Here is a 23,869-nt window from a genome sequence, read left to right as displayed (position 1 = left end):
GCCGAGCAATAATGGAGCCGCGCCATGAATGCGTGGAATGACCCTGAAACCCACGACAACCCGTTCGGCACGAGGTTGTCACCCATGTCTTAGGTACAACCTGTTACCTATGTCTTCAGGCCGGACACGCCATTGATGGCGCGCCATTCAGAATAAAACTACGAACTCTTATGTTATTGAAATTCTGATATAATTTCCTACACCTGCTTAGCAATAAGGCTGGTCCACGAACGAACCTCTGACGTAAAACGATGATGCGTTTTCGCGTGTGCCCATACCAGCACTTTGGCGCCAACGGACTTACCGATCTTTGAACGACGTTGTCGCCGCAATAATTCAAACCACGATGGGCGTCGTGTTATCGCGGTTGACTGGCTTGCGTCATCCTAAAGCGGTAGGTCTGCAAAGTCTCCCTTTCAATTCAATTTTGCAGCGATGGCGGGACCTTGTTCGGTTTGATCAATCATGCGCAATCCCAAATCTATCGCGTCGCGAAGATTGGCTGCGGCCGCCTTGGTGCACCTCAACCGTCCGGTGGTCAGGAATTTTACTTCAACCTTTCCTCCCGGTGCCGGGGTCAAAACGCGGGCGGCAACTTCGATCTGCAAGCAGCCGCCCATCGTGCCGTGGACGGGCACAATGTCAAAATATATAAACGGCGCGGTGTCCAAATCCTCGTAGCTGAAAGGGTCAGCAGACGGCTTGGTATGTTTAGGGCCAGCCATCGAATGTCTCCTGCCATTGTTACTATTGCACCCGGCTTACATCACGTTCGTGCAATGGCCAAATTCCCTGTTCAGGACACTCGCGCTGGGTGCGTCAGTTCTGATCTTGGCGCAACCCCTAATTCCGATTAACGTTGCATTGATTCGGCAACGCAGAGGTTCAGTTGGTCGGAGAAACCACTCTCATCAGTCTCTCGCGATTGATGGCGCTGCAGCGCCGGCTCGATGTTGCCGCGAACAACGTGGCGAACAGCCAAACGACGGGTTATCGTGCCAAGCAGCTTGCCTTTCAAGAGTATCTCAAGCCCGACAAGCCCCCCGAAATAGGTGAAAAGCCCGAACGCCCGTTGTCGCTGGTCGATGCGGCGCTGCCTTTTACATCCTCTGCGTCCGGCGCCTTCCGGTCTACCGGCAATCCGCTAGACTTGGCAATCAACGGAAATGCGTATTTTGCAATCCAGACGAGCCAGGGGGAGCGATACACCCGCGACGGCTCCTTTAGTTTGGATGCCAAGGGCCGTCTGGTGACATTGGAAGGTCTGCCCGTTCTTGGCGATAAGGGCGTTATAACCGTTCCTCCCCGAGCGGGTGAGATCACAATCGACCCCTCCGGCCGTGTTTCAATGCAACAAGTAGAACTCGGAAAACTGAAGCTTGTCAGCTTTGACCCCGGCGCAAGGCTAGAGGCAGCAGGAGGCAATTTGCTTCGGTCCGCTCAACCGCCAAAAGCGAATGCGGGCTCGGCGACGGTACTGCAAGCCATGCTGGAACAATCAAATGTTCAGCCGACGATCGAGATGAGCCGCTTGGCCGAGCTCAACCGGTCCTATGAAGTCGCGAGCAAGCTGCTGAAAGACTCGCAGGATATCAATGAAATAAGCAAACTCGCTAACGTGCCCGAATAGCTCCACTGCTTGTCGAGATCTGCAAGCTTTTGCCGTTCCACTTCAACTGGCGCTTGCAAATGCTGTCTCCTTGGCTGCAATCGATTTCGACAAGCAGACTGCCAGCAAAGAACGCCGTATCGATTTCGCGAACTTTTCCCCGCCAGATTTCGCGCTGAATCTTGCCGTCAGCGCCCGAGAAGAGCACGCGGTGAAGGCATCCTTCAGGCGCGCAAAGCTGACCGTTGCCGCATTCAACATGTTCGAAGTGGATCGTTATGACCTGTCGCCCATCAGAGATCGGCAAATATGTTGCAAAGCCGTTTTTGACCCTGATCGCATCTGCCCCGCACCCCGCTTGTACTTGATGAAGCGCCAGACGGACAACCCCGGGAAGACGATGCATTTGCGCAGCCGAAAGTTTCGACCAGCCGCCTTGAGCGGCGCCGGAGGCTCTGCCCTGAGCGTCCGCGGCGGCAAGACAAAACGCCAGCGCGAGGGCTAGTTTCAGCATCGGAAGCTCTCCTCCCAATTCATCAATCTTACCGATCAGCCTCCTCGAAAAACGACTCCCAGCCGCTTTTCCTTCATCCATGCGATTTCGCATTCGCGCCGAAACTGATCGACCGCAATATCCAGTACGAAGTGCCGGGGAATTCCAAGCGGGCTCTCCACTTCAAGTAGAGCCCCGTACACTGTTTGATTTCGGACGGTGCAATCGATAACGGCACCGCCGAACGTGATCTTTCCGGCCTTGAATACCCTCTTCCGCGGGATCGACCTCTTATCGACCATGGCAGCCACCTCAAGAGTGGATCAATCGACTTTCTTCTCGGCAGCTTCGCCTTGCTTAACGATGTCTCCTTTCGTGAATAAAATCCCTTGGAGCTCGGTTCGCCAATCCTTGTTGCGACGAAGAAGAAATTCGAGATTCATGCCAAAATGCTTGAATTCTTCCTTTTGCGCGTTCGCCATGATGGCCTTGGCTTCCTTGTCCTTTTCGAGCGACATCCGTTGTTCATACCAGCCGATTGCCTCCGCCTCCTCGATCAGCGACGTGATCATTCGCGCAAAGGTACGCGTTTCCTGCGAAAGCTCTTCTGGCGGTTCGTGATATTGATCGAAGCCCATTTTGATCTCCTCGCATTAAGATGACACTGAGTTCGAGACGCCAGTTGTATTTCAGGGGGGACAGTCAATGTTACAAGCCAGTCGTGCGGATGATCGATTCAATTATACACGTATTGCCTTCGCAGGCTAACCTTTGGGCTCCTCGACAAATTAGGAAGAAACGAAGAGTTTCCGCCGCCGCCGACCATAATCGCCCCTCCGCCCGCGATAGGTGCGTTAGACGCGATGGCAGGACCCGCACCCAGCCTATGCACAACTAGAAGAACCATCAGAATTCGCGTCCATGTTTTTCCTGATCAATTTTCGTCGGTCTCCAGCGTCGCGCGTCGAGACGGCCGAACACGGGCAAAAACTCAAACTCTAGAATAAGGATCACCATCGCAGTCACCAGCCCGGCTATGAGAAGTTCGCCAACCCCTGCGAGCATCCCGACAGCCGCCGTCGCCCAGATGGCGGCCGCAGTGGTCAAGCCACGGACGTTGCCGCCATCTTTGAGGATCATGCCTCCGCCCAGAAATCCTACGCCGGTCACAACGCCCGCCATCACCTTTTCGGCGGTCGCCGGGAAGTTCTCGACGCCGACCGCGGTGAACGCAGCCGCTCCCAGGCTGACGAGCATGAAGGTACGGTCGCCTGCTTCCGAACCGCGAAATTCACGCTCCCATCCAATGGGGAAAGCCAGCGCGACGGCAACGCCGATTCGGACGAGAAGCGCCAGATCGAACCTTGTCGTTCCGCCCGCTTCGCCTGGAGCTGCGAATGCAGCATCCATTATTAACCCAAAAATGACGGCGGCGAATAAGAGTGCGAAGACCGAAATAAGAAGTCTCTTGGGCAGCGAAAACACGCATGATCGATGAAGCATCGGATGGTTTCTCTGAGTGCGAGTCTTTGTTGAGTTATAGTTTCCTGGCTACTTTAGGTTCAAGAGATCCGGTTGCCGGAAGGCGAAGTAGACGGAGCGCGTTCATTGTCACCAAAACCGTCGCGCCCGTGTCTGCAAGGATAGCGGGCCATAAGCCGGTGAGCCCGACGACCGTGGTGATGAGAAAGACCGCCTTCAGTCCGAGTGCGACGAAAATGTTCTGCCGGATGTTGACCATCGTCCGCTTCGACAGGTCGACCATGGCTGCGACATCCGCGACTCGCCCGTGCAGCACGGCGGCGTCGGCGGTTTCCAGCGCGACATCCGTACCGCCGCCCATCGCGATGCCGACATCGGCGGCCGCCAGCGCTGGCGCATCATTTATACCGTCGCCGATCTTGGCGACCGACCACCCCGCTTTTTGAAAGTTGCCGACCATGCGCTGCTTGTCCTCCGGCAACAACTCCGCTTCAACTTCTATTCCCAGCTGCTTGCCGATCGCATCCGCCGTGCGGCGATTGTCACCCGTCAGCATGACGGTCCGGATGCCGGCATCCGTCAAAAGCTTGAGCCCGCTTTTCGCGTCAGGGCGGGGTTCGTCACGCATCGCGATTGCACCCGCGATCTGCCCGTCGACCGCAACCAGCGAAACCGTTTTGCCTTCGTCGTTCAGCGCTGCGATCTTGTTGTCTTGCTCGTTTGTCAGTGTACAGATCTCCGCGACAGCTTTTGGCGATCCCAAGAATACTTCCGCGCCTTCGACACTGGCCCGAATTCCCTTCCCGCCGATCGCATTCGAGCCGGAGGTCGCCGGCAACCAGACATTCTGCTCTGCCGCCTTGGCCAAGATCGCAGTAGCGAGCGGATGACTTGAACCGGACTCGAGCGCTGCGGCGAAACGCAGGACATCGGCCTCACTGCGTGCGAAGCCGATAATGTCCGTCACCTGGGGCTTGCCGGCGGTGAGCGTGCCGGTCTTGTCGAAACATGCCACGGTGACCTTGCCGATTTGTTCAAGGACCGCGCCGCCCTTCAGCAGAAGTCCCCGACGCGCGCCGGCAGACAGGCTGGCAGCGATCGCCGCAGGCACAGAGATAACCAAGGCGCAAGGACAGCCAATCAGAAGAATAGCCAGAGCCTTGTAGATCCAGCCGTTCCAGGCTCCGCCGAATAGCAGCGGCGGGACGATGGCCACCAGAGCCGCGACCGCTACCACGCCGGGCGTGTAGTAGCGCGAGAAGCGGTCGATGAAACGCTCGGTCGGCGCCTTAGACTCCTGCGCCTCCTCGACCAGGCGCACCACGCGCGCGATCGTATTGTCCGCTGCAGCGGCGGTGACGCGTACGCGTAACAATCCGTCGCCGTTGACGGTACCGGCAAACAACATTGCATCCGTCCCCTTGCGGATGGGTGTGCTTTCGCCTGTGACCGGCGCTTCGTCGATGGCGCTCTCTCCGGATACGATGACGCCGTCGGCCGGGATGCGGTCGCCGGGACGCACCTGGATCATGGCGCCGACCGATAGCGTGTCGGCTTCCACCTCGCGGACCTGACCGTCATCATCCTCGAGCCGGGCGGTCTTTGGAACAAGCTTTGTCAAGTCCTGGATGCTGGCTCGCGCCCGGCTGGCAGCGACGCCCTCGAGCATTTCGCCGATCAGGAACAGGAAAACGACCGTTGCCGCCTCCTCTGTCGCGCCGATGAAGACCGCGCCGACCGCGGCAATCGTCATCAGCATCTCGATCGAGAACGGCGTTCCTGCAATCGCTGCGGAAATTGCGCGTTTGCCGATCGGGACCAGGCCGACCATCATCGCCAGAAGGAATGCCCATTGTTCGGTGGCCGGAATGGCTTTTCCCAATGCGAAGGCGACTGCGAGCGCGGTTCCGGACGCGATCGTCAAATCCGCCTTGCTGGTCTGCCACCAGCTCTTGTTCGTGGGGCTGTGATCGTGGACGTGGAAACGGCCGGTGTCTTCCTCGGGAGCGGACACTTCATGACCAGCGTGTTTGGCTCCGACCTCTTCCGACCCGGTAACGGCATATCCAACAGCCGCGATCTGGCTGCTCATCGTCCTGGTATCCGCCAGATCATGCCTGACAGTGACCGCGCCCCCAGCGACGGATACGTTCACCTCAGTAACACCGGGTATCCGCCGTAGGGCGTTTTCGATCTTGATCGCGCACCCGGCGCAATCCATCCCCTCAACCCGCAACCGGGTGGTAACTGAAGTCGCGGACGCCATCGGGTTGGCTCCATGAGAGTCAGACATCATACAGCCCTCAATCTGTCGGCCGTCGATGCCGGTCGCAGGTTGTTGATCCACGATCGGTAGTAGGCGACGGCTGTCATCAAGGCGATGCCAGATAGGCTGACGAACAACTGAAAGGCGATTGAGGTGGAAACCAATTCGATGAGGAAGCACCCAACGAACGACAGGAATATTCCGACGCAAAATACTTCGAGGGAGCGCTCGCCACAGATTATCGCGGGACGCAGGACGGCAAACTTCAACGCCGTCGCGCTGCGCGGCACCAATCTCGCGACGATCAGCGCGAGTGCGAGGAAATGCAGGATCCGATACGGTGCCAGGTTCGTCTTGTCGTTCGGGAGAAACAGATCCACGACCAGTGCCGGCATCGCGGATGAGAAGCCGAGGCGCGCAGCGAGCGTGACGGCAAGACCGAGCAGCAGGAAGAGCACGGCCGACCACAGGACCAGGCGGGATGCGGTCAACCGCCTCACCAGGCCCGTTCCGTCGAGCGAAATCCAGGCGCCAATCACGAACAGAAACTGCCAGGCAAAGGGATTGAAATACCACTCGCCATCGGGATAGCTCGCGAGATTCCAGTCAAAGGTCCGGGCCGCAGCATAGATTGCGAAGGAGACTGCGAGCGCCAGACCGGGCGTCCGCACCAATAGCCAGAGGAACGGCGGGAACGTGACCATCAGCGCGATGTAGAGAGGCAGGACGTCCAGATTGAGCGGCTTGAACTCCAGCAGCAGCCCGTGCTTCAGGAATTCGATCGGATCGGCGATCAAGCGCCGAATGTTAAATTCGTCGAGCAGATAGGCGTGACCGTAATTCTGGGCCACGTAGCCGATCGCGGCGACATAAACGACGAACAGCAGGATAAGCGCGAGGTATAGCTGCCAGGCCCGAGCCAGAATGCCGACCGCGGCCACGACAAAGCCGCCCGCGGCCATCGTCCGCGAATAGACGAGCGCGACCGTGTAGCCGGAGATGAAAACGAACAGGTCGGCCGCGTCGCTGAACCCGTAGTTCTTCATCGTGATCCAGGCGACCACGTTATTGGGAATGTGATCGAGAAAGATCGCCCAATTTGCCAGCCCGCGGAAAAGGTCCAACCTCAAGTCACGACCCAAGCCGCTTTTGGCTACCGCTGTGTTCATGTCATCCGTACCCGAGCGTTGCGACCGCAATGCTCCCATCCGAAGGTTCAATGCGGAAGCGCATCCGAACAGCTTGTGAGTTGTCGCTCATGATCGACTCCTTGACCGCACCGGCGAAGCTTGACGCATTGATTTAATTTCACGTCTTACCCTCCTGACGGAGCCGCTTATACAGCGCTGCTACGGCGTCCGAGAAATCCAGCGAGACGTTCCGCGCGCAGTAATCTTCCAAATAATGCAGTTGTTTGATCAGATCGAAGGACACCGGAGCGAGGTCGAGACCCTCATCAACACCCGGCGGCCGGCTCGATATGATTCCGCTCATGAACCCTTGCGCCCACGCCAGATAGTCTCGTCGAACCGCAGGATTGGCTTTGACGTCATCGGAGAACCGCTGGCACGTCGTGGCGCCCAGACCGACGATTTTTGCCGTTTGTGCCTGCGCCCGGAGGGGTCGAGATGCGCCGGCCGCGAAAACGTCAGCCAAAAACAGCGAAACGATCAGGAGCACGCGCGCGGCGCTACTAACACGCGCCGGCACGGTCACATGGCGGTTCACCTTGCGACATTCTTTTAAGCTTCGCTCGTCTTGCTCCAACGATCGTCCTACTTTTTGAACTTGGCCTGACCGGATTGTCCGTCTGCCGTCTTGATGGTGAGGGTGATCGTGGCGCCTGCTGTCACGGGGCTCTTCGCGTCGCCCTGAAGGGAGTTGTCGCCTTGGGGGGCGAGAGTGACCGTTTCACGCGTACTGCCGCTCGCAATCATGACCGCTGCGGTAAAGTTTTTGGTTGCAACGGGTTTTGTCGTCTTGGGATCGAAGACGTTGATTGTGATTTTGTTGCCGGATGTCATGAGTTCGGCATCAATGCCAGCAACATCCTCCATTGGGCCGCCGTTGGGGCCTTTTTCGCCGCCATGCGCGTGCTGAGCATAGGAGGGTGCGGACCACATAAAGACAACACAAACGATAGCGATCAGGTATTTCATGACACTGCTCCTTCTGTAGCCGGTGATTTGGGTTCTGTAGCCTGTGATTTGGATTCGCCATTTTCCAGATCTTCCCGCCTGAACAAGACGTAGAGAGCCGGTAGTACCAACAAGGTCAGTATGGTCGACGAGATGATTCCGCCGATGACGACCGTCGCCAACGGCCGCTGCACCTCTGCCCCGGCGCCGGTCGCAATTGCCATGGGCACGAAACCGAGAGATGCGACGAGCGCAGTCATCAGCACCGGCCGCAGCCGCGTCAACGATCCTTCCCGGACCGCATCGATCACGTTCTTGCCCTCGCTCCGGAGCCGCTCGATAAAAGTAATAATGACGAGGCCGTTGAGCACCGCCACGCCGGACAGGGCGATAAAACCGATCCCGGCGCTGATCGACAGCGGAATGCCTCGAAGCAGCAGGGCGATAATTCCGCCAGTCAAAGCCAGCGGTACGCCACTGAACACCAGTAGCGCGTCCGGCATTGAACCAAGGCTCATGAACAAAAGCAGGAAAATCAACAGAAGCGCGACCGGCACGACGATCGTCAGCCTCTGCGTCGCGGACACCAGTTGCTCGAACTGGCCGCCCCAGCCGATCCAATAACCGGCCGGAAGTTTGACCTTGGCTTCGACCTGCTCTTGGGCGTCCGCGACGAAAGAGCCGAGGTCTCGTCCACGGACATTCGCGGTCACGACAATTCGCCGTTTGCCGTTTTCGCGGCTGATCTGATTGGGTCCGGGCGCGACGTCGATTTGGGCCAGTTCCGAAAGCGGCACATAGCGAATCTGAGAAAGAGGCGAGTTGCTCCAGAGCGCTGTCACCGGCTTGGCCTGGCTCTCCAGCGGCGGAAGCGGCACCGGAAGCGCCTTGAGCGCCGAGATGTCGGAACGCAAATGTTCCGGAAGCCGGACGACGATGTTAAAACGGCGATCTCCTTCGAACACCATGCCGGAATTCTTACCGCCGACGGCGATCTCGACCAGGTTCTGCACGTCGCCGACGCTGATGCCGTAGCGAGACAGCGCCTGACGGTTGAGCTTGACCGTAAGCACAGGCAACCCCGACGCCTGTTCGGTTTTGACGTCGGCGGCGCCCTGTACACCCTGCAGGACTGCCTGCACCTTGGCCGCGGACTGGACGAGCACGTCGAGGTCGTCGCCAAAGATCTTGACGCCGACGTCGCTGCGGACGCCGGAAATCAGCTCGTTGAAGCGTTGCTGGATCGGCTGCGAGATCTCATAGACGTTGCCCGGGATCTCTTCGGCGGCCTCCTGGATCTCGGAAACAACCGAAGCTTTTGGCTTCTCCGGATCGGGCCATTCCTTCCTCGGTTTCAACATCACGTATCCGTCGGACGTCGAGGGCGGCATCAGGTCGGTTGCAACTTCCGCGGTTCCGGTGCGGGCAAACACTTCCCGGACCTCCGGTATCTTCAATAATCGCCTTTCGAGCATGGCCTGCATCTCCAGCGACTGCGTCAGGCTGGTGCCGGGAATACGGATCGCCTGCAGTGCAACATCACCTTCGTCGAGGCTCGGAATGAACTCCCCGCCCATGCGGGAAGCCGCGATGCCGCACACGGCCATCAGCAGGACCGCGATTCCCGCAACGCCCCATCTGTTGCGGATCGAAGCGGCGAGCAGTGGCGTGTAAACATAGCGCGCACCGCGCATGAACCAGTTCTCATGCTCGGAGACTTTGCCGGTCACCAGCAAGGCCACGGCAGCCGGCACGAACGTCAGCGACAGGATGCTCGCGCCGGTTAGCGCCATCAGCACTGTCAACGCCATCGGCGTGAACATCTTTCCTTCGACGCCGGTGAGCGTCAGGATCGGCAGATACACGACGCCGATGATCAACGTCCCGAACAGGCTCGGACCAATCACTTCTTTTGACGCCGTCAAGATGGTTTCGAACCGTTCCTGCCGATCGAGGACACGGCCCTGCCTGGTTTGCTCCTCGGCCAATAAGCGCAGGCAATTCTCAACGATGATCACCGCGCCGTCGATGATGATGCCGAAGTCGATGGCGCCAAGGCTCATCAGGTTTGCGCTGACCTTGTTTTCCACCATGCCGGTAATGGTAAACAGCATGGACAGCGGGATGACGAAGGCGGTGGCGATCGCCGCCTTGAAGTTTCCAAGGATCAGGAACAGGATCACGATGACGAGAAGAGCGCCTTCGACGAGGTTCTTTTCCACGGTCGCAACCGTCGCCTCGACCAGCTTGGTCCGGTCATAGACGGCTCGTGCGATCACGCCTTCCGGCAGGGACCGCCCGATCTCCTTCAGCTTTGCCGCCACGCGTTGAGCTACTGTCCGGCTATTGTCGCCGATCAGCAGCATGGCGGTGCCTAACACCACCTCCTTGCCGTCCACCGTTGCCGCACCCGTTCGCAGGTCCTTGCCTTCCTTGACATCGGCCACGTCCATCACCCGCACAGGTACGCCGTGGCGGGAGCCGATCACGATCTGCTTTATTTCCTCGACATTTGCGACCTGGCCGGGCGTGCGAACGAGATACTGCTCGCCGTTGCGTTCGATATACCCCGCTCCAACGTTGGCATTGTTCGCGGCCAGCGCCGTCATGACCTCGCGAAAACTGAGCTTGTAGGCCATCAGTTGCGCCGGATCCGGCAGCACATGGAATTGCCGTTCGAAGCCGCCAATGGTGTTGACCTCGATGACGCCGGGAACATTCCGTAGTTGTGGCTTGATGATCCAATCCTGGATCGTCCGCAGGTCGCTTGGCGTGTATTCGTCACCGCCGGTTTTGCGTGCTTCCGGTTTTGCCTCGACGGTGAACAGATAGATTTCACCGAGGCCGGTAGAGATTGGTCCCATCGCAGTTTCGATGCTGGGCGGAAGCTGGTCCTTGACCTGCTGAATCCGCTCGTTGACCAATTGCCGGGCGAAATAGATGTCGGTCCCGTCTTTGAAGATGATGGTGACCTGGCTCAAGCCGTAGCGGGATTGGGAGCGGGTGCTGTCCAGATGAGGCAAACCTCCCATCGCGGTCTCGATCGGAAACGTGATCCGCTGCTCGACTTCCAGCGGCGAATAGCCGGGCGCGCGACTGTTGATCTGGATCTGAACGTTGGTGATGTCAGGCACGGCGTCGATCGGCAGACGCGTGAAATTCCACGCTCCGAAAGCGGCCATGACAAAAACGCCGATCATCACCAGCCAACGCTGCCGGATGGAGAAAGAAAGAATCCCGTTAATCATGAGGTTGCTCCGGGCGCTTGCCAATTTCCCTGACGCGCGAGAACGAATGGACCGGCGTCGTGTAGACGACGCCGTCACCTTTCCTGCCGGTCCATGCGGCCGAGGCGATCCGCCTGCAAATGTCCTCAGCGAGGTCGGAGCGGCAAACCAATCTCAGCTCCAAATATTGATGGTAAGTGAGGTCCGCGTCAGTCGAGATGTAACTGCCGCCCTGTCCGCGCCCTCTTCCTTGTCCCCTCACTTCGTCGAAGGTGAAACCGGGGAAATCAGCAAGGTCGTGCAGCGCACGAACGACATGACCCTCCATGTGCGGCCGGATCAGCGCGGTGATCAACGTCTTGCTGCCCTCAATGCTCATCGCCGCCCGCTCCCTTTGTCATCTCCGCCTTCACGATGAAGCTGTTTTGCGCCGCGTAGAGATCGCCATCGAAGACGCCGAACAGAATTTCGACGAGCTGCGGATCGCGGTCGCCCACCTCGACATCGCGTGCCTCGAACTTCTCGCCTTTGCGCACGAAGACAACGGTTCGATTTTCCACGGTCTGAAGCGCAGACGACTTGACCGCGACCGGAACCGTCTTGGCCGACAACGTGAGGCGCCCCGTGATGAACAGTCCAGGCCGCAGCCGCTGGCTGGGATTTGTGACAATTGCCCTTGCAATGGCGCTTTGGGTGTCACTGCTCCCAACGGGGGAAAGATAGGAAATCTTGGCCTCGATTGGGGGTCCACCGTCGGCCGGATCGATGAGTACCTGATCGCCCATGCTGACCCGCTTCAGGTCGCGGCGGTAGACCGAGAAGTCCACCCAAACATTCGACAAATCCGCTACCACGAATGCCGATTTCTGTTCGGAGACGAACTCACCCAGCGAGATCTGACGATCGATGACCGTGCCCGCAAGCGATGCCTTCAACTCGTATTGCGTCAAGCTCTGATTGCTTTCGATGACGGCCAGCACATCGCCCTTCTGGACGACGTCGCCGATCCGCTTGCGGACGTCCCGGACGATACCAGGAAAGCGCGGTGTGACCTGAACCAGCGACTCCTGGTTCGGCTGCACGATACCGTTAAGCAACAGGCTGTCCCGCAACACACCGGTTGAGGCCTTTACCAGCTCAATTCCAGCGGCCTCAATCTTGGCGTCGCTTAAAGCGACGCTGTCTGCATGTTCTTCCTTCTCGGCTTTTTCGGTAGGAGCCGTCTTGGGTACGGCCGGTTTCAGCATTCGATAGCCGCCATAGACCAGCCCCGCTGCGACCAACACGAAAAAAAAGTATCTCAGAAGTCGTTTCATCTTGACGTCTCGCGCGTGAGCGTAAACGGGTTGCCGACAAGACCTTCGATCGTCGCGATGGCAATGTGAAAGTTCTGCAGGGCCTCCTGTTCTCGAAGCAGCGCCTGCAAGACCGAGCCTTTGACATCGAGCAGCTCAAGCAGCGTAAACCGTCCCTGCAGATAGCCGCTCTGGATCGTCTCGGAAGCACTACGTGCATTCGGAATGATTGACGTCCGCAGCAGCTTGAGCTCGGCCAAGGCGCCGGTAAGGGTATCGTAGGCACGGCCGACGATACTGGTGAGGACGAGCTTGTTGATCGCGCGCTCGGCATCAGTCTTTGCAAGCGTTTCCTGAGCAGCGATGATGTTGCCCGCGTTCTGATCGAAAATCGGTATCGGAATCGACACGCCGAGCCGTACGGCATTGTCATTGGTGTCTTGATAGTGCCGCCAGCCCGCCGAAATGCGCGGATCGGGGATTGCTTTCAGACGCGCGATCAGGAGTTCTGCGTTGCGTTGGGCCGCAACCGCCGTCCAACGCAACAATTGCGGGTTGGCTTCAATCGCCTGCAACACGTCCCGGAACGGCGGCGGTTGTCCAATGTTGGTTAGCCGCCCCAACGCTTTGCCGAAATGAGGGCTGCTGTCGCCCATCAGGATTGCGAGGTCGCGACGCGCTAAAGCGAGTTGTGTCTTGGCGCGCTCCCGCTCGACCCGGAATAAATCGGCCGCGACCCGCGCACGCAGTGTTTCAGCCGGTGAAGAAGCACCTTCCTGAACGCGCTTTTCCAACAGGGGAATGAGGGTGCCAAAGCTTTCGATCTGCTCGTCGAAGATCTCGATCCGCCGCTGCGCACTGATGATCGTGATGAACGCGATCGCGGCTTCCGACAAAACCTCCAGCCGCGTTGCGCGTCGCTGCCACACTGCCGTGCCGATGCCGGCCTCACCGGCAGCGATGCGCGCTTCCCGTTTGCCACCCAATTCGACGAGCTGGCTGAGCTGCAGATTGGTCTCGGCTGATCGTAGGCCTTTGTAAGGTCCCGATCCCAGCGCGTTGTCGAGCTCGAACGAAACGTCCGGATTGGGCAGTACGCCGGCCTGGATGCGCAGCCCGCCGGCAATACCGATGTCACGCTCCGCCGCCGTCAGCCTCGGGTTCGCTGCCAAGGCCCGCTGCAGTGCTTGCGGCAGCGAAATGGCGGGCGACGCGCGTTCGGCGGCCTGTACGGGAATTGTGAATAAAAGCATTGCACCCGCCAGGCGCAAAGCCACTCGAACCAACCACATAAGATCAACCTGAATAGCGAAACAGATGACGACGCGACTTTAGTCGCGCGTTCGGCTAGTTGCTCAGGTGAGATGCTTGGGTGGCGGCGTATCGAGCCAGAGAGGGTTGGCGTGAAGATGGTGTTGAGCCACAAAGGACCGCCTGACGAGCTTGGCAGACCGACCGCTTACCGCGGCCAGCGCTGGCGTCAGGACCGGTGCACAGACGTAACAATGGCTGGCGACCACCGGCAACTTTCTGGTTCCATCGTCATCTGGACCGCCTTCATCCGAAGCGGTGCTGAAATCGGAGGCGAGCGAGATTCCCACGGCCTCGTCGGCGCAGGACACGGCATGGGACATTCCGACGAAAAGATACGCAAAGGCAAGCAAAGCCAGCAGCGCACGGCGAGCGCCCGACGCTTTCGATGTAGGCAACCTTTTGTTCAGCCGATGGCTCATATGTTCCGATTAGCAAGTCTTGCAGAGTAATACTATTACATTGTCGCGCGTCCGTCCGGAACCCCCAGATTTACGAATAGCTGGTTCTGTCAGACAACGTTCACCTGGCCGTCACACTGGCGGAAAATGAGCTTGAAGTTGTTCGCAATAGAGAGAGGTTTTGGTTATGGGTGAAGGTCATTCGCACGGAGGTGCAATCCCGTCGGCGGCCGGGCGGCACCGCAAGCCTCTTTACGCGGCGCTGGCCCTGACGTTGACGTATATGACCGCCGAAATCGTTGGCGGAATCTGGACCGGCAGCCTCGCCCTGATCGCGGATGCCGCGCATATGGCGACCGATGCCGGCGGGTTGGGCCTGGCGTTGTTCGCAATTCATTTCGCTCAAAAAGCTCCAACGCCGCAAAAGACCTATGGCTATCTACGGACTGAAATCCTTGCCGCACTGATTAATGCGGTCGTTCTCCTGCTGCTGACAATTTATATTCTTTACGAGGCATATAAGCGGTTCCTGTCGCCGCCCGAAATTTTGGGCACGCCGATGCTGGCGGTCGCCGCCGTCGGGCTGATCGTCAATCTCGTCAGCATGAAGTTATTGTCGGCCGGCTCCTCCGAGAGCCTCAACGTCCAAGGGGCGTATTTCGAGGTTCTCAGCGACATGCTTGGTTCCTTGGGCGTGATCGCCGCGGCCCTGATCATCATGTTTACCGGCTGGACCCTTGCCGATCCGATTATCGGCGCCGGGATCGGCCTCTTCATCGTACCGCGCACGTGGAAGCTGTTGAATCAGGCCGTTCATATCCTGATGGAAGGCGTACCGGCCGAGATCGATCTCCCACTCCTCGAAAAGGCGCTGCGGGAAATTCCGGGCGTTACGGCGGTTCACGATTTGCACGTCTGGACTATTACGTCCGGAACGGACTCCCTGACCGGGCATCTCGTCGTGACTGACATGCAGGCCGCAGCCACGGTGCTGAAACGCGCCAAAGCCGTTCTGGAGGAGAAGTTCAAGATTGATCACGTGACTTTGCAAATTGAGGACGAAGAAATTCGCGCGGCTGAGCCGGCTCTGCGAGTCTAGATCTCGAGGTCTTGGCGTCGCCACGTATTCCTACCAATTTCACGTTCTATTCCTTTTCGCTGTTCATGGACCGGGATCGCGCACGACTGTCGCGGGATCGGCTGCGTCGCACTGAGCCAACTTGTCTGCGAACTCGCGGAGCAGAAATAGACTTACGTCGTCGAGCGATTCGTGATCCTTGCGAAACGGCTGCTCAAGCGTTTCGATGAGATAAAGAGCATAGATGAACATATAGGAGATGAACCCAAAAATCAGTGCGGTGCCGGGCGAACCTTCGGTCTCTAGAAACAGCAATAGCAGGACGATCGCTGCAACCAGCGTTTTTACCAGGATGTAGACCGACGGCACGAACTGCATGCTTTGGATGTGATAGATGCGGAATACGCATCTGCGAAGCTGATCCTGCTGACCGCGCAGTCGAACAATAAAATTGGCGGGCATCCCGAGCGAGTCCATCTGTGCGAACACCGGTGTGAGCTTGTCGATCTCGGCGATGACGGGTTGCAGTCTGCTGTGGGCGCCTTCGTGCCCCAAGCCCTTCTGCAGTGTCACCAGAATGCCCGATAGAATAGCCCGCAGGGATCCAAGTTGAAAACTCTTTGCTTTTTCGGCAAAGCACATGGCGTCGTCATGAATCGCCTCCAGAGCGACGCGAATATCGGCTGGCAAGCGTTCCGATTCCTTGTAATCGGATAGAACGCCGGACAACAAAAAACCGATGATGAAGATGGCGCCGCCGATCGCACTGGTCAGCAAGGTGCTGAGCGTCACGAATTCAAACTGCATCCAGTGAACGAATACCTTGAGCAAGCTGATCGCGATGACCAAACCTGCCACCACGAAAAACAGCTTGAGTCTCTTCAGGTGGTGACGCTTGTTGAGCCAATCCATAACTGGAACTTTCATCAAACACGATGTTGCGCTGGGGAAACGCGGTCTCGGACACTGCAAGGACGCTGAGTCAGTTGCGATATTTATTGAATGAATTTCTGTCTGCATTCCAATTCACGATGGCGGACGTTGTGAAAAGGGCCGCAGCACAGCATCACCTATTTGCTGGAGAAGCGTCTCTTTCATGGCGCAGAAGGGGACATGACACTCGCATCCCTTTGAAAGGGTTTATTGAGCTTTAGGGATCTGGGAAAAGCGCGTTACCGATCCGGGAACTTGCGAGTAAGCTCGGCGACAACAAACCAAATCATGCCATGATTGTGGACGACGCTGATAGTCTTAAGGTTCGAGGGAGAGGGACATGATCAAGCATTTGACGGCCGTGGCCGTTCTGGCGGCAATTCTGTTTGTTGCACAACCGGCACTGGCGCAGCATCACGGCGGGGACCATCATGGAGGTGGTCATTTTGGAGGTGGCTATTTTGGAGGTCACTTCGGCGGAGGTCACCACGGCGGGTTTGGCGGACACCATGGCGGGCATTACGGTTTTTATGGTGGATTTTATCCGGCCCCCTATTATGGCAGCTATTATCCATACGCGTATGCCGCGGATTGTTTCATTCGCCAACGCGCCGTTTGGACCCCTTACGGTTACAGAACCCGGCGGGTCCGCGTCTGCATGTAAATGCGGCTCTTGAGCGGCGCGGATAAACTCGCCCTCCCCCCCCCGGGGGCGAGAAGTGAGTTGCAAGTTTAATGGACCGTAATCGATCACCTAGGATTCAGCGGTTGTGCCGAAAAACCGCGGATCTTGCTGGTTTGTCTTTTGCAACGAAGCCAGCCTGTGCGAGATCGAAAGGGTCGCTGAGCGTCGCAACCGGTTTTCGTGGTGGGCGTCAACATTCGATAACCGCCATAGACGACTGCGACAGCTGCGGGGAAACCCCGTTCACGTCGCAGCATGCCAAACTATTTCAAGCCGGTTCGACTGCAACCGGATTCGGCAGGATTATTGGTACTGGCCGATATCGGCCGGGCCACGGCAACCATGTGCTCGATGATCGCGGATGCGCCCCCTACCGCAGCCAACAACGAGATCGCGTTCGGACACATCGGGCAATCTCACGGTTGGTGGTGGAGGTGCAACACCGGCCATCACCACCTTCGGAAACGCCGGCTTGGTCTGAAAGGACCCGATGGCTTGGCAATTCGAGCAAGTTGCGGCCGTGAGCGCGATTACCAACATTAGGAAGCGGATGCGACACATTGGAGCCTCCGCAAGCTAACCAACGAACACTTTCCTACCCCAAAACAGGCCACTAGGGAATTCAAATTTGGCCACGAGGGTTAAACGGGCGAGTGAAGGCTTGCGGTTGATTGCAAAATCAAAGGCAGGACAATCCTCGCCGCGATCGCCGTCAAACCTGTGAAAATTGGCCACACGCCCCCTCCATGAGGGAAACCCAGCCTGATGCGCGCGCAACGAACTGCCAGACGGAAAGAAAAAGCTCGATTCTGTGTGCGCCGCAACAATTCCAACTTCCTGCGCAGTGGGTGTCTGGTCCAGAGCTCATCTGACATCGCTATCAGGAGCTTTATTGATCGCTAGAACTGAGCGTGAAGGCGTGTACCAAACACGGAAACCGGACCTCGGTCACGGTTATAGGCCGGGTTTGCAATGAGCTGATAATCGAATGTCAGGCGTGACGCCGGCGTAACGGCCAAGCTGTAATAGGCTTCGATGATCTTTTCCAGACCTGGATTGGGGAGCTGACCGTCCCCAATGAGAATGCCAAGCCCTCCGGCATTGAAATAGCTTTGATGCGATTTTGAAATACTGTTCAAGACACCGGCAATTCCGGCAGTGTCACCGGCTCGTCCCCAAAGATCGCCAGATACGGACAAGCCGGCGGCAACCGTTTTGTCGATATCGGCGAACTCATACGGCTCCACTTTGCCGTCGGCTATGCCGGCACGTGCAAACAGACCAACGTTTGGCATGAGTTGCTGTTCAAGGTTCATGCTGATACCGCTTCGGCTTCTGTAACGCCGGACAGCTGCAACGTCGGCGGGCTGATTCGTGACTTGGGCCAGTCGCACTGCATCATCGAAGCTTCCCATGCGTCCCCGGCTGAGGAAGCCGGTGACCGCGATCTTGCCGGGCTGCCCCCAGAGTTCATGACGATGTTCGATTTCGGCGAGCGCCTGAAACTGCGAAAATCGCGGATCCAACTCGGTGCTGTTAGGCACCTTGGAGAGATCGAATAATCCTGCACGCAATGTCCAGGCTCCGCGGTACCATTCGGCAGCAGCACCGTAAGTGTAGCCCCAGGCATCCGCCGCATAGTCGAAGGCGCCACTGTCGATAATCGACCAGTTCAGGAAGTCGGTCCGGGGATCGTGCGCGTATTTGTTGGTATCGAAGACATCGCCGACGCCAAACTTCCCGATCGTGATGACCAAACGGTCGGCGGTCTGCGAGCCGGCAAATTGATTGAAGTTCGATTCGACTTTTTGCTTCTCGCCACCGAGGTCGATCGTTTGCCTGACAAACATCCGCTGGAGGCGCGTGTAGGGGTATTCAGCGCCGACTTTGTAGGCCTCACCACTTGGAAAACCGGCAACTCCCAGCGTGTTGCTGAGGCCAAACCCCTGATCGATCTCAGGGTTGATCCACAGTTCTGCTCCTTCCCACAGCCGCATACCTGCGTAAAACGTAATATCCAGGGTCTCGCGTGCTGAATTCGGAGCGAGGCTGTTCGGACCGCGATACGGTGCCCGAAAAGGAGCGGCGTATTGGCCGACAAAAGTCGTCTGGCCGTGAAGGCTGAAATTCTCCGTCTCAAGCGCGGAAATTCCATTTGCCGAAGCCACGTCTTTTTTGCCGGGGTCACGAAGTTGATAATTCAGACCGAGACGGATGCTGTGAGAAGCATAATCCCCTTCGAATTTTTGGGCTCCGGCGGGAAATGATATCGACTGACCGCCAAATTCGGACAGCAAATATTCCAATTTCGCCGTCCAGCTTGGCGCGACCGGAAGCTCGACACCGGCACCCGCCACCCAGCCGAGCCGCCATAGTGAATGTTTTTCGAGCGTTCCGGGCACCGCGCTGCCACCCATTGGGCTGCCCATCAGCTGCGTGCGCGTGAATTGATCGAAGCTCCAGCCAAAACCGCCGGTGCCGTAAACCAACCAGTTGTCAAACGCGTAGCCGACACGCCCGCGGACGCTCCCGGCGTGAAGCACTGTTTCTCCGTAGCTCGCTTGATCGCCAAGTGTAGTCGAAAATGTCTGGGTGGCTGAAACGCTGTTTGGAAATGAGATATCGGCCTCAACGCCTAGCAACAACCGTGATGCAGCTTGGTAATTATAGCCAGCTTGTAGACCGCTCGAAAAGCTACCAGTCCCCTTGAACGCGTCGTACTGAGGGTAAAAATCAAGCCTGCCCATCAAGCGCGGCGCAGATCCGTCAGCTTGCGTTGCCGACCAGTTGGAGGCCCCCGCAGCATAACCGAAATGAGTTCCAACATAGAAGCCGGTCCAATCGAATATACTGGAAACCGAAGCTTGAACGGGAAGTGGTACGCGCCCACTTTCGGCTGATGCCCAAGAATTGGCGGTCAAAACGCCGCATATCGCGCCGACGAATGTCGAGATTCTTTTCACGTAACAATCCATTGGCACGGTTTTAACGGCCGTTTGTAACAGCTTTTAATGCCCAACATCGGACGCCCTCGGACAGGGCGCTTCGGTTGCGGCAGCGCAACAGATAGAGGCCGAAAGTCCGCATTGGCCACACAACTTAGTTGCAACTCATTCTTAATTGCAAGAGAATATTCGAAGTGTACTATGAAATTTAATTCTGGCCGCAATTCCGAGAAAACGCAGGAATGATTGCCTAGAGCTAGAGCTGCGCGACACGCCGAATAACGGTGTTAGAGTCCAATCTCGGAAGGTGCTTCCCAAGCTACGCCACCACAATGGCAACGCTGCTGCCGCAAGCGCACGAGTGTCACACGTCGTCGAATGCCCAAATTCGTTGGAAACGCCGCCGAAGAAAGCAAACGGAGGTCAAGATTGCCTGCTCATCGGCTGGCGCGCAAACCTGCCCAGCGCGGGCCTAAACGCCCATTTCCCGGATTGACACGTTTGATATGATGCCAGCACCTTCTGACGTGCTTTCAAAGGATGTGATTTCGGCAAGCGTGCGGAAGAATCGATCAATGAAGATTTCATTCAAACAATTTCGGTACTTGCTGCTCGTCGCCGCGTCGGTAACGGCGGCCTGTTTAGCGTCACCGAGCTTTGCGCAGCGCAGCGCGCTTGATCTCGCACAAGCAGGATTTTTGGCAAAGGACCGGGGTGAATTCGAGCTTGCAATCCGGCTATTCGATAACGCTCTCAAGCAGGGGATTTTGGAAGACAAGCAGCGCGGGTTCCTCTTGTACAGCCGCGGCGCTTCGTACGAGTCGCTGGGGCTGCGCGATCGTGCTCTCGCCGACTTCGACGCGGCCATCGTCCTTATCCCGGAATTTCCCAACCTGTATCTTTATCGGGGGGTGATCTGGGGCGACAAAGGTGAATATCAGAGAGCCTTGCAAGATTTTCTGACGGTCTCCAGGTTAACTCCGACAGACCCGCTCGCTTTTAATAATCTCGGCAACGTTTATGATCGTTTGGGCGACCTCGATCAGGCGATCGTCAATTTCGATCGGGCGATTGGCCTCCGAGCGGATTATGCGCAGGCTTATTACAACCGAGCCCACACTTACGCGCTGAAGCAAGAAAGAGAACGCGCAATTGCGGACTATGACCAGGCCATATCGTTACAACCGCTGTTCTCGGACGCATACGTCAACCGGGCGGTTTTACATCTCATGCTTCGAAACTTCAAAGCAGCGTTGTCCGATCTCGACACCGCGATCCGAATTAATCCGAAAGATGTGACGGCGCTGACCAATCGCGCCACAATCAACCTGACTATGGAAAGATACGAAAACGCGCTCACCGACTTCGATTCGGCTTTATTACTCCATCCGGGCAATGCGGCTATCTTCCTCGGCAGAGGGCGGGTGCATTTGATCGCGGGCGCATTGGATAGCGCCATTGCCGACTTCAAGACCGCGGCGCGACTTCGCCCGAATAATCCATATCCGATCATCTGGGCACATATTGCTCGTGTTCATAAGGGCGAAGACGATCGAGAAGAGGTTGCCGAAGCCGCCAAAAAGGTGACGCGCAATGAGTGGCCCTTTGCAGTGCTTGGGCTTTACCTTGGGACGGAGAAAACGGAATCCGTAACAGCGGCGGCCCTCCAGGGCGTTCCCGGCGAGAAGACCAAACGGGATTGTGAGGCCAGATTTTTCACCGGCGAATTCGCGCTTCACAACGGTGAGCGAGATCAAGCCCGTGAAACTTTGCAGCGGCTGATTTCTACTTGTGGGCCGGAGGAAGTCGTGCACGGCGCAGCCATCGCTGAGTTGAAACTTTTAGTTCCAAAGTGAGTTGGACGGTAAGTGCTCGTCCGCAGTCCTGAAATTGCGCTTGCTAAAGTGGCGCCTGATGGGGGCCAATATCAAGTCATTGAACAAGCGCATGGTAATCCGAATAGCCGAAATTGATGCCGGACATTGTGTGCTTCATCTCCATGACGGCCTGACCTGCAGTTTGGCCGGGTTTGATTGTGCGGCAACAGGCGCTTGTTACCTGCGCCGAAGGATTTTGGCCAACCCGATGATCGTCCCTGCTGCGCCGAGGGGTCCGATTATTGTGACCCAGGGATGATCCGGAAACGCACGATGCAGAAGAATACCGGCTACCGTCGCGGCCAAGGCAGTCGTCAATAGAATTCCGATGACGAAGAAGGCTCTTTGTGTGGGTGACATCGAATGCAGCCTTGCGCTTAGCCGGGCGAATCGCCGGAACCTAATGGCCCCTGTACGCTAAACCGGCGCCCTGGCCAAAAACCGTCTACTGACTTCCCGGGAACTCGGGCGCAACCCGCGCGCAATCAAACGCCAATTTTTGGCTTTTTAGGATTTAGGGGCATTGCGGGATGAGTTCGACGAAAAAAAGCGTGCGGACACTGCCTAGCCCGGTCGTCGGAACCAGCAAACCACGCCTTCTGGACACCTTGGGACCGGGGCTGATCACGGGCGCCTCCGACGACGATCCCAGCGGAATTGCCACCTACAGCCAGGCCGGCGCCCAGTTCGGATACACCCTGAGCTGGACAATGCTGTTGACCTATCCGCTCATGGCGGCGGTCCAGATGATCAGCGGACGGATCGGACGGACGACGGGTCGTGGCCTCGCAGGCAACCTGCGTCAGCATTACCCCAATTGGCTCCTGCAGACCTTCGTGGCGCTGCTGGCGGCGGCCAACATCATCAACATTGGCGCCGACCTCGGTGCCATGGCCGACTCCACCAGTCTGGTGCTCGGGGGCTCGAAAACATTCTATGTGGCACTATTCGGCGTCGTCTGCATCGGGCTGCAGGTCCTGCTGCAGTACACCCGGTACGTATCCTACTTGAAATGGCTGACGCTCGCGCTGCTCGCCTACGTGGCGACGTTGTTTATGGTGGACGTCCATTGGGGCGAAGCGCTGCGCCAATTCGTGTGGCCGTCCATTACATGGAAGACCGAATACATTCAGACCATCGTCGCGGTCTTTGGCACGACGATCAGCCCTTACCTTCTATTCTGGCAGGCGTCCCAGGAGGCCGAGGACATCCGCGCCGTTCCTGAACGACAGGTCCTGAAACGGGCGCCAGAACAAGGCCCCGACGCCATCAAGCGGATCGAACTCGATACCCTGATCGGCATGGGCGTTTCAAACCTCATCGCGCTGGCCATCATCTTGACGACCGCAGCCACGCTTAACGTGTCCGGCGTGACAGACATCGAGACCTCCGCCCAGGCTGCCGAGGCGTTGCGTCCGATCGCAGACAACTACGCCGCGACAATGTTCGCATTGGGCGTTCTCGGCACGGGACTTCTGGCGATTCCCGTCCTCGCCGGCTCCGCAGCGTACGCCATTGGCGAAGCCCGAAAATGGCCGATCGGGCTTACGCGACAGCCCAAGGAAGCGAAGGCCTTCTACGCGACGATCGTCATGGCGACCCTCGTGGGCATCCTCCTCAATTTTGCGCCGATCAATCCCATCAAGGCGCTGTACTGGTGCGCGGTCATCAACGGTATCGTGGCGGTGCCGGTGATGGGGCTGATGATGCTGATGGTGGCCAACGCGAAGATCATGGGCGAATTCACGATCGGCGGTTGGCTGACCGGGCTGGGATGGATAGCGACCGCTGTCATGGCAGCGGCCGCGGTCGCCATGGGGGTCACGTACTTCATGTAGTGTCCAAGTGACCGGCGATCAGATGCGCGCCGGCGGACATCGTGGCGAGAACGATCGCCTCGTCCCACTCGGATAGGCGCTCCGTGAGCTGACGCCCGCGGCCGATGGCTACCGCCGCCTTCACAAGAGATCCGAGCCCGCTGACGCCCGCTAAATAGTCGTCGGTTCTTTAATCGCGGGCACGGTGTCAACCCCGATCGACAAACATGATCCACTGCCGGGTTCATGGTTCTTTCCGCGGTCGTCTCGATGCAGGAGCGCCGCATGATGGCGTTCAAGAGGTGTAGCATC

The 23,869-nt window shown here is 57.8% G+C and carries 21 protein-coding genes; 6 read left to right on the top strand and 15 right to left on the bottom strand.

Features of this window, described 5'->3' with window-relative positions:
* Positions 1 to 416: 416 nt before the first annotated feature.
* Positions 417 to 725, bottom strand: a complete 309-nt coding sequence (locus tag G8O24_RS39535; protein ID WP_006022559.1) for a hypothetical protein — start codon at positions 723 to 725, stop codon at positions 417 to 419.
* Between the two features lie 164 nt (positions 726 to 889).
* Here G8O24_RS39535 and flgF point away from each other — a divergent pair, with 164 nt between their 5' ends.
* Positions 890 to 1,630, top strand: coding sequence for a flagellar basal-body rod protein FlgF (gene flgF / locus G8O24_RS39530; RefSeq protein ID WP_006022558.1), 741 nt, complete (start codon positions 890 to 892; stop codon positions 1,628 to 1,630).
* Here flgF and G8O24_RS39525 read toward each other — a convergent pair.
* From G8O24_RS39525 to ihpA, 11 genes are all read right to left on the bottom strand, one after another.
* On the bottom strand, positions 1,614 to 2,204 hold the full coding sequence (locus tag G8O24_RS39525; protein ID WP_160166475.1) for a hypothetical protein: 591 nt from the start codon (positions 2,202 to 2,204) through the stop codon (positions 1,614 to 1,616). The two genes, flgF and G8O24_RS39525, sit on opposite strands and share 17 nt — an antisense overlap.
* Before the next feature lie 221 nt (positions 2,205 to 2,425).
* Positions 2,426 to 2,740, bottom strand: a complete 315-nt coding sequence (locus tag G8O24_RS39520) for a ferritin family protein (protein WP_006022555.1) — start codon at positions 2,738 to 2,740, stop codon at positions 2,426 to 2,428.
* A gap of 268 nt (positions 2,741 to 3,008) precedes the next feature.
* Positions 3,009 to 3,587, bottom strand: coding sequence for an MgtC/SapB family protein (locus G8O24_RS39515; RefSeq protein WP_244424236.1), 579 nt, complete (start codon positions 3,585 to 3,587; stop codon positions 3,009 to 3,011).
* Positions 3,588 to 3,639: 52 nt separating this feature from the next.
* Positions 3,640 to 5,850: a heavy metal translocating P-type ATPase gene (locus tag G8O24_RS39510; RefSeq protein ID WP_006022553.1), complete on the bottom strand. Its 2,211-nt coding sequence runs from the start codon at positions 5,848 to 5,850 to the stop codon at positions 3,640 to 3,642.
* A 26-nt stretch (positions 5,851 to 5,876) separates the two neighbouring features.
* Complete coding sequence (locus G8O24_RS39505) at positions 5,877 to 7,019, bottom strand: OpgC family protein (RefSeq protein WP_006022552.1); 1,143 nt, start codon at positions 7,017 to 7,019, stop codon at positions 5,877 to 5,879.
* 139 nt (positions 7,020 to 7,158) lie between these two features.
* Positions 7,159 to 7,512: a hypothetical protein gene (locus G8O24_RS39500; RefSeq protein WP_244424500.1), complete on the bottom strand. Its 354-nt coding sequence runs from the start codon at positions 7,510 to 7,512 to the stop codon at positions 7,159 to 7,161.
* Between the two features lie 113 nt (positions 7,513 to 7,625).
* The gene (locus G8O24_RS39495) at positions 7,626 to 8,009 is read right to left on the bottom strand and encodes a hypothetical protein (RefSeq protein ID WP_006022550.1); all 384 of its coding nucleotides are present in this window, start codon (positions 8,007 to 8,009) and stop codon (positions 7,626 to 7,628) included.
* A complete protein-coding gene (locus G8O24_RS39490) occupies positions 8,006 to 11,236 on the bottom strand; it encodes an efflux RND transporter permease subunit (protein ID WP_006022549.1) in 3,231 nt (1,076 codons plus the stop codon). The genes G8O24_RS39495 and G8O24_RS39490 overlap by 4 nt, the downstream gene beginning before the upstream one ends.
* Positions 11,229 to 11,594: a P-II family nitrogen regulator gene (locus G8O24_RS39485; protein WP_006022548.1), complete on the bottom strand. Its 366-nt coding sequence runs from the start codon at positions 11,592 to 11,594 to the stop codon at positions 11,229 to 11,231. The genes G8O24_RS39490 and G8O24_RS39485 overlap by 8 nt, the downstream gene beginning before the upstream one ends.
* A complete protein-coding gene (gene ihpB / locus G8O24_RS39480) occupies positions 11,584 to 12,531 on the bottom strand; it encodes a divalent metal ion exporter adaptor subunit IhpB (protein ID WP_006022547.1) in 948 nt (315 codons plus the stop codon). Before ihpB ends, G8O24_RS39485 begins: the two co-directional genes overlap by 11 nt.
* Complete coding sequence (gene ihpA, locus G8O24_RS39475; protein WP_006022546.1) at positions 12,528 to 13,802, bottom strand: divalent metal ion exporter subunit IhpA; 1,275 nt, start codon at positions 13,800 to 13,802, stop codon at positions 12,528 to 12,530. The genes ihpB and ihpA overlap by 4 nt, the downstream gene beginning before the upstream one ends.
* Before the next feature lie 213 nt (positions 13,803 to 14,015).
* On the opposite strand from ihpA, the gene G8O24_RS39470 reads away from it, so the two are divergent.
* Entirely contained in the window at positions 14,016 to 14,273 is a 258-nt protein-coding gene (locus G8O24_RS39470; RefSeq protein ID WP_160166476.1) for a hypothetical protein, read from the top strand.
* A 136-nt stretch (positions 14,274 to 14,409) separates the two neighbouring features.
* A complete protein-coding gene (locus G8O24_RS39465; protein WP_006022545.1) occupies positions 14,410 to 15,321 on the top strand; it encodes a cation diffusion facilitator family transporter in 912 nt (303 codons plus the stop codon).
* Positions 15,322 to 15,384: 63 nt separating this feature from the next.
* Here G8O24_RS39465 and G8O24_RS39460 read toward each other — a convergent pair whose 3' ends face one another.
* Positions 15,385 to 16,212, bottom strand: a complete 828-nt coding sequence (locus G8O24_RS39460) for a hypothetical protein (protein ID WP_006022544.1) — start codon at positions 16,210 to 16,212, stop codon at positions 15,385 to 15,387.
* Between the two features lie 361 nt (positions 16,213 to 16,573).
* Here G8O24_RS39460 and G8O24_RS39455 point away from each other — a divergent pair, with 361 nt between their 5' ends.
* Entirely contained in the window at positions 16,574 to 16,897 is a 324-nt protein-coding gene (locus G8O24_RS39455) for a hypothetical protein (protein WP_006022543.1), read from the top strand.
* Between the two features lie 597 nt (positions 16,898 to 17,494).
* Here G8O24_RS39455 and G8O24_RS39450 read toward each other — a convergent pair.
* Together G8O24_RS39450 and G8O24_RS39445 are read right to left on the bottom strand one after the other, a co-directional pair.
* Positions 17,495 to 17,653 carry a hypothetical protein gene (locus G8O24_RS39450; RefSeq protein ID WP_157223978.1) on the bottom strand — a complete coding sequence of 53 codons (159 nt, stop codon included), beginning with the start codon at positions 17,651 to 17,653 and terminating at the stop codon, positions 17,495 to 17,497.
* Between the two features lie 164 nt (positions 17,654 to 17,817).
* Entirely contained in the window at positions 17,818 to 19,893 is a 2,076-nt protein-coding gene (locus G8O24_RS39445; protein ID WP_049795435.1) for a carbohydrate porin, read from the bottom strand.
* A 545-nt stretch (positions 19,894 to 20,438) separates the two neighbouring features.
* On the opposite strand from G8O24_RS39445, the gene G8O24_RS39440 reads away from it, so the two are divergent.
* Together G8O24_RS39440 and G8O24_RS39435 are read left to right on the top strand one after the other, a co-directional pair.
* Entirely contained in the window at positions 20,439 to 21,719 is a 1,281-nt protein-coding gene (locus G8O24_RS39440; protein WP_006022540.1) for a tetratricopeptide repeat protein, read from the top strand.
* A 551-nt stretch (positions 21,720 to 22,270) separates the two neighbouring features.
* Positions 22,271 to 23,578: an NRAMP family divalent metal transporter gene (locus G8O24_RS39435; protein ID WP_006022539.1), complete on the top strand. Its 1,308-nt coding sequence runs from the start codon at positions 22,271 to 22,273 to the stop codon at positions 23,576 to 23,578.
* Positions 23,579 to 23,869 lie beyond the last annotated feature (291 nt).

The organism is Bradyrhizobium campsiandrae (genome assembly GCF_014529705.1).
Classification (GTDB): Bacteria; Pseudomonadota; Alphaproteobacteria; order Rhizobiales; family Xanthobacteraceae; genus Bradyrhizobium; species Bradyrhizobium campsiandrae.
This window is presented reverse-complemented; position numbering and strand designations above follow the sequence as displayed.

Excerpts from the sequence above, each read along its gene's own strand:
- G8O24_RS39505 (WP_006022552.1), bottom strand. The coding sequence starts at position 7,019 with ATGAACACAGCGGTAGCCAAAAGCGGCTTGGGTCGTGACTTGAGGTTG.
- G8O24_RS39470 (WP_160166476.1), top strand. The coding sequence starts at position 14,016 with ATGGCTGGCGACCACCGGCAACTTTCTGGTTCCATCGTCATCTGGACC.
- G8O24_RS39445 (WP_049795435.1), bottom strand. The coding sequence starts at position 19,893 with ATGGATTGTTACGTGAAAAGAATCTCGACATTCGTCGGCGCGATATGC.
- ihpA (WP_006022546.1), bottom strand. The coding sequence starts at position 13,802 with ATGTGGTTGGTTCGAGTGGCTTTGCGCCTGGCGGGTGCAATGCTTTTA.
- G8O24_RS39485 (WP_006022548.1), bottom strand. The coding sequence starts at position 11,594 with ATGAGCATTGAGGGCAGCAAGACGTTGATCACCGCGCTGATCCGGCCG.
- G8O24_RS39520 (WP_006022555.1), bottom strand. The coding sequence starts at position 2,740 with ATGGGCTTCGATCAATATCACGAACCGCCAGAAGAGCTTTCGCAGGAA.
- G8O24_RS39495 (WP_006022550.1), bottom strand. The coding sequence starts at position 8,009 with ATGAAATACCTGATCGCTATCGTTTGTGTTGTCTTTATGTGGTCCGCA.
- G8O24_RS39465 (WP_006022545.1), top strand. The coding sequence starts at position 14,410 with ATGGGTGAAGGTCATTCGCACGGAGGTGCAATCCCGTCGGCGGCCGGG.
- G8O24_RS39535 (WP_006022559.1), bottom strand. The coding sequence starts at position 725 with ATGGCTGGCCCTAAACATACCAAGCCGTCTGCTGACCCTTTCAGCTAC.
- G8O24_RS39490 (WP_006022549.1), bottom strand. The coding sequence starts at position 11,236 with ATGATTAACGGGATTCTTTCTTTCTCCATCCGGCAGCGTTGGCTGGTG.
- G8O24_RS39435 (WP_006022539.1), top strand. The coding sequence starts at position 22,271 with ATGAGTTCGACGAAAAAAAGCGTGCGGACACTGCCTAGCCCGGTCGTC.
- G8O24_RS39460 (WP_006022544.1), bottom strand. The coding sequence starts at position 16,212 with ATGGATTGGCTCAACAAGCGTCACCACCTGAAGAGACTCAAGCTGTTT.
- ihpB (WP_006022547.1), bottom strand. The coding sequence starts at position 12,531 with ATGAAACGACTTCTGAGATACTTTTTTTTCGTGTTGGTCGCAGCGGGG.
- G8O24_RS39510 (WP_006022553.1), bottom strand. The coding sequence starts at position 5,850 with ATGGCGTCCGCGACTTCAGTTACCACCCGGTTGCGGGTTGAGGGGATG.
- G8O24_RS39525 (WP_160166475.1), bottom strand. The coding sequence starts at position 2,204 with ATGGATGAAGGAAAAGCGGCTGGGAGTCGTTTTTCGAGGAGGCTGATC.
- G8O24_RS39440 (WP_006022540.1), top strand. The coding sequence starts at position 20,439 with ATGAAGATTTCATTCAAACAATTTCGGTACTTGCTGCTCGTCGCCGCG.
- G8O24_RS39455 (WP_006022543.1), top strand. The coding sequence starts at position 16,574 with ATGATCAAGCATTTGACGGCCGTGGCCGTTCTGGCGGCAATTCTGTTT.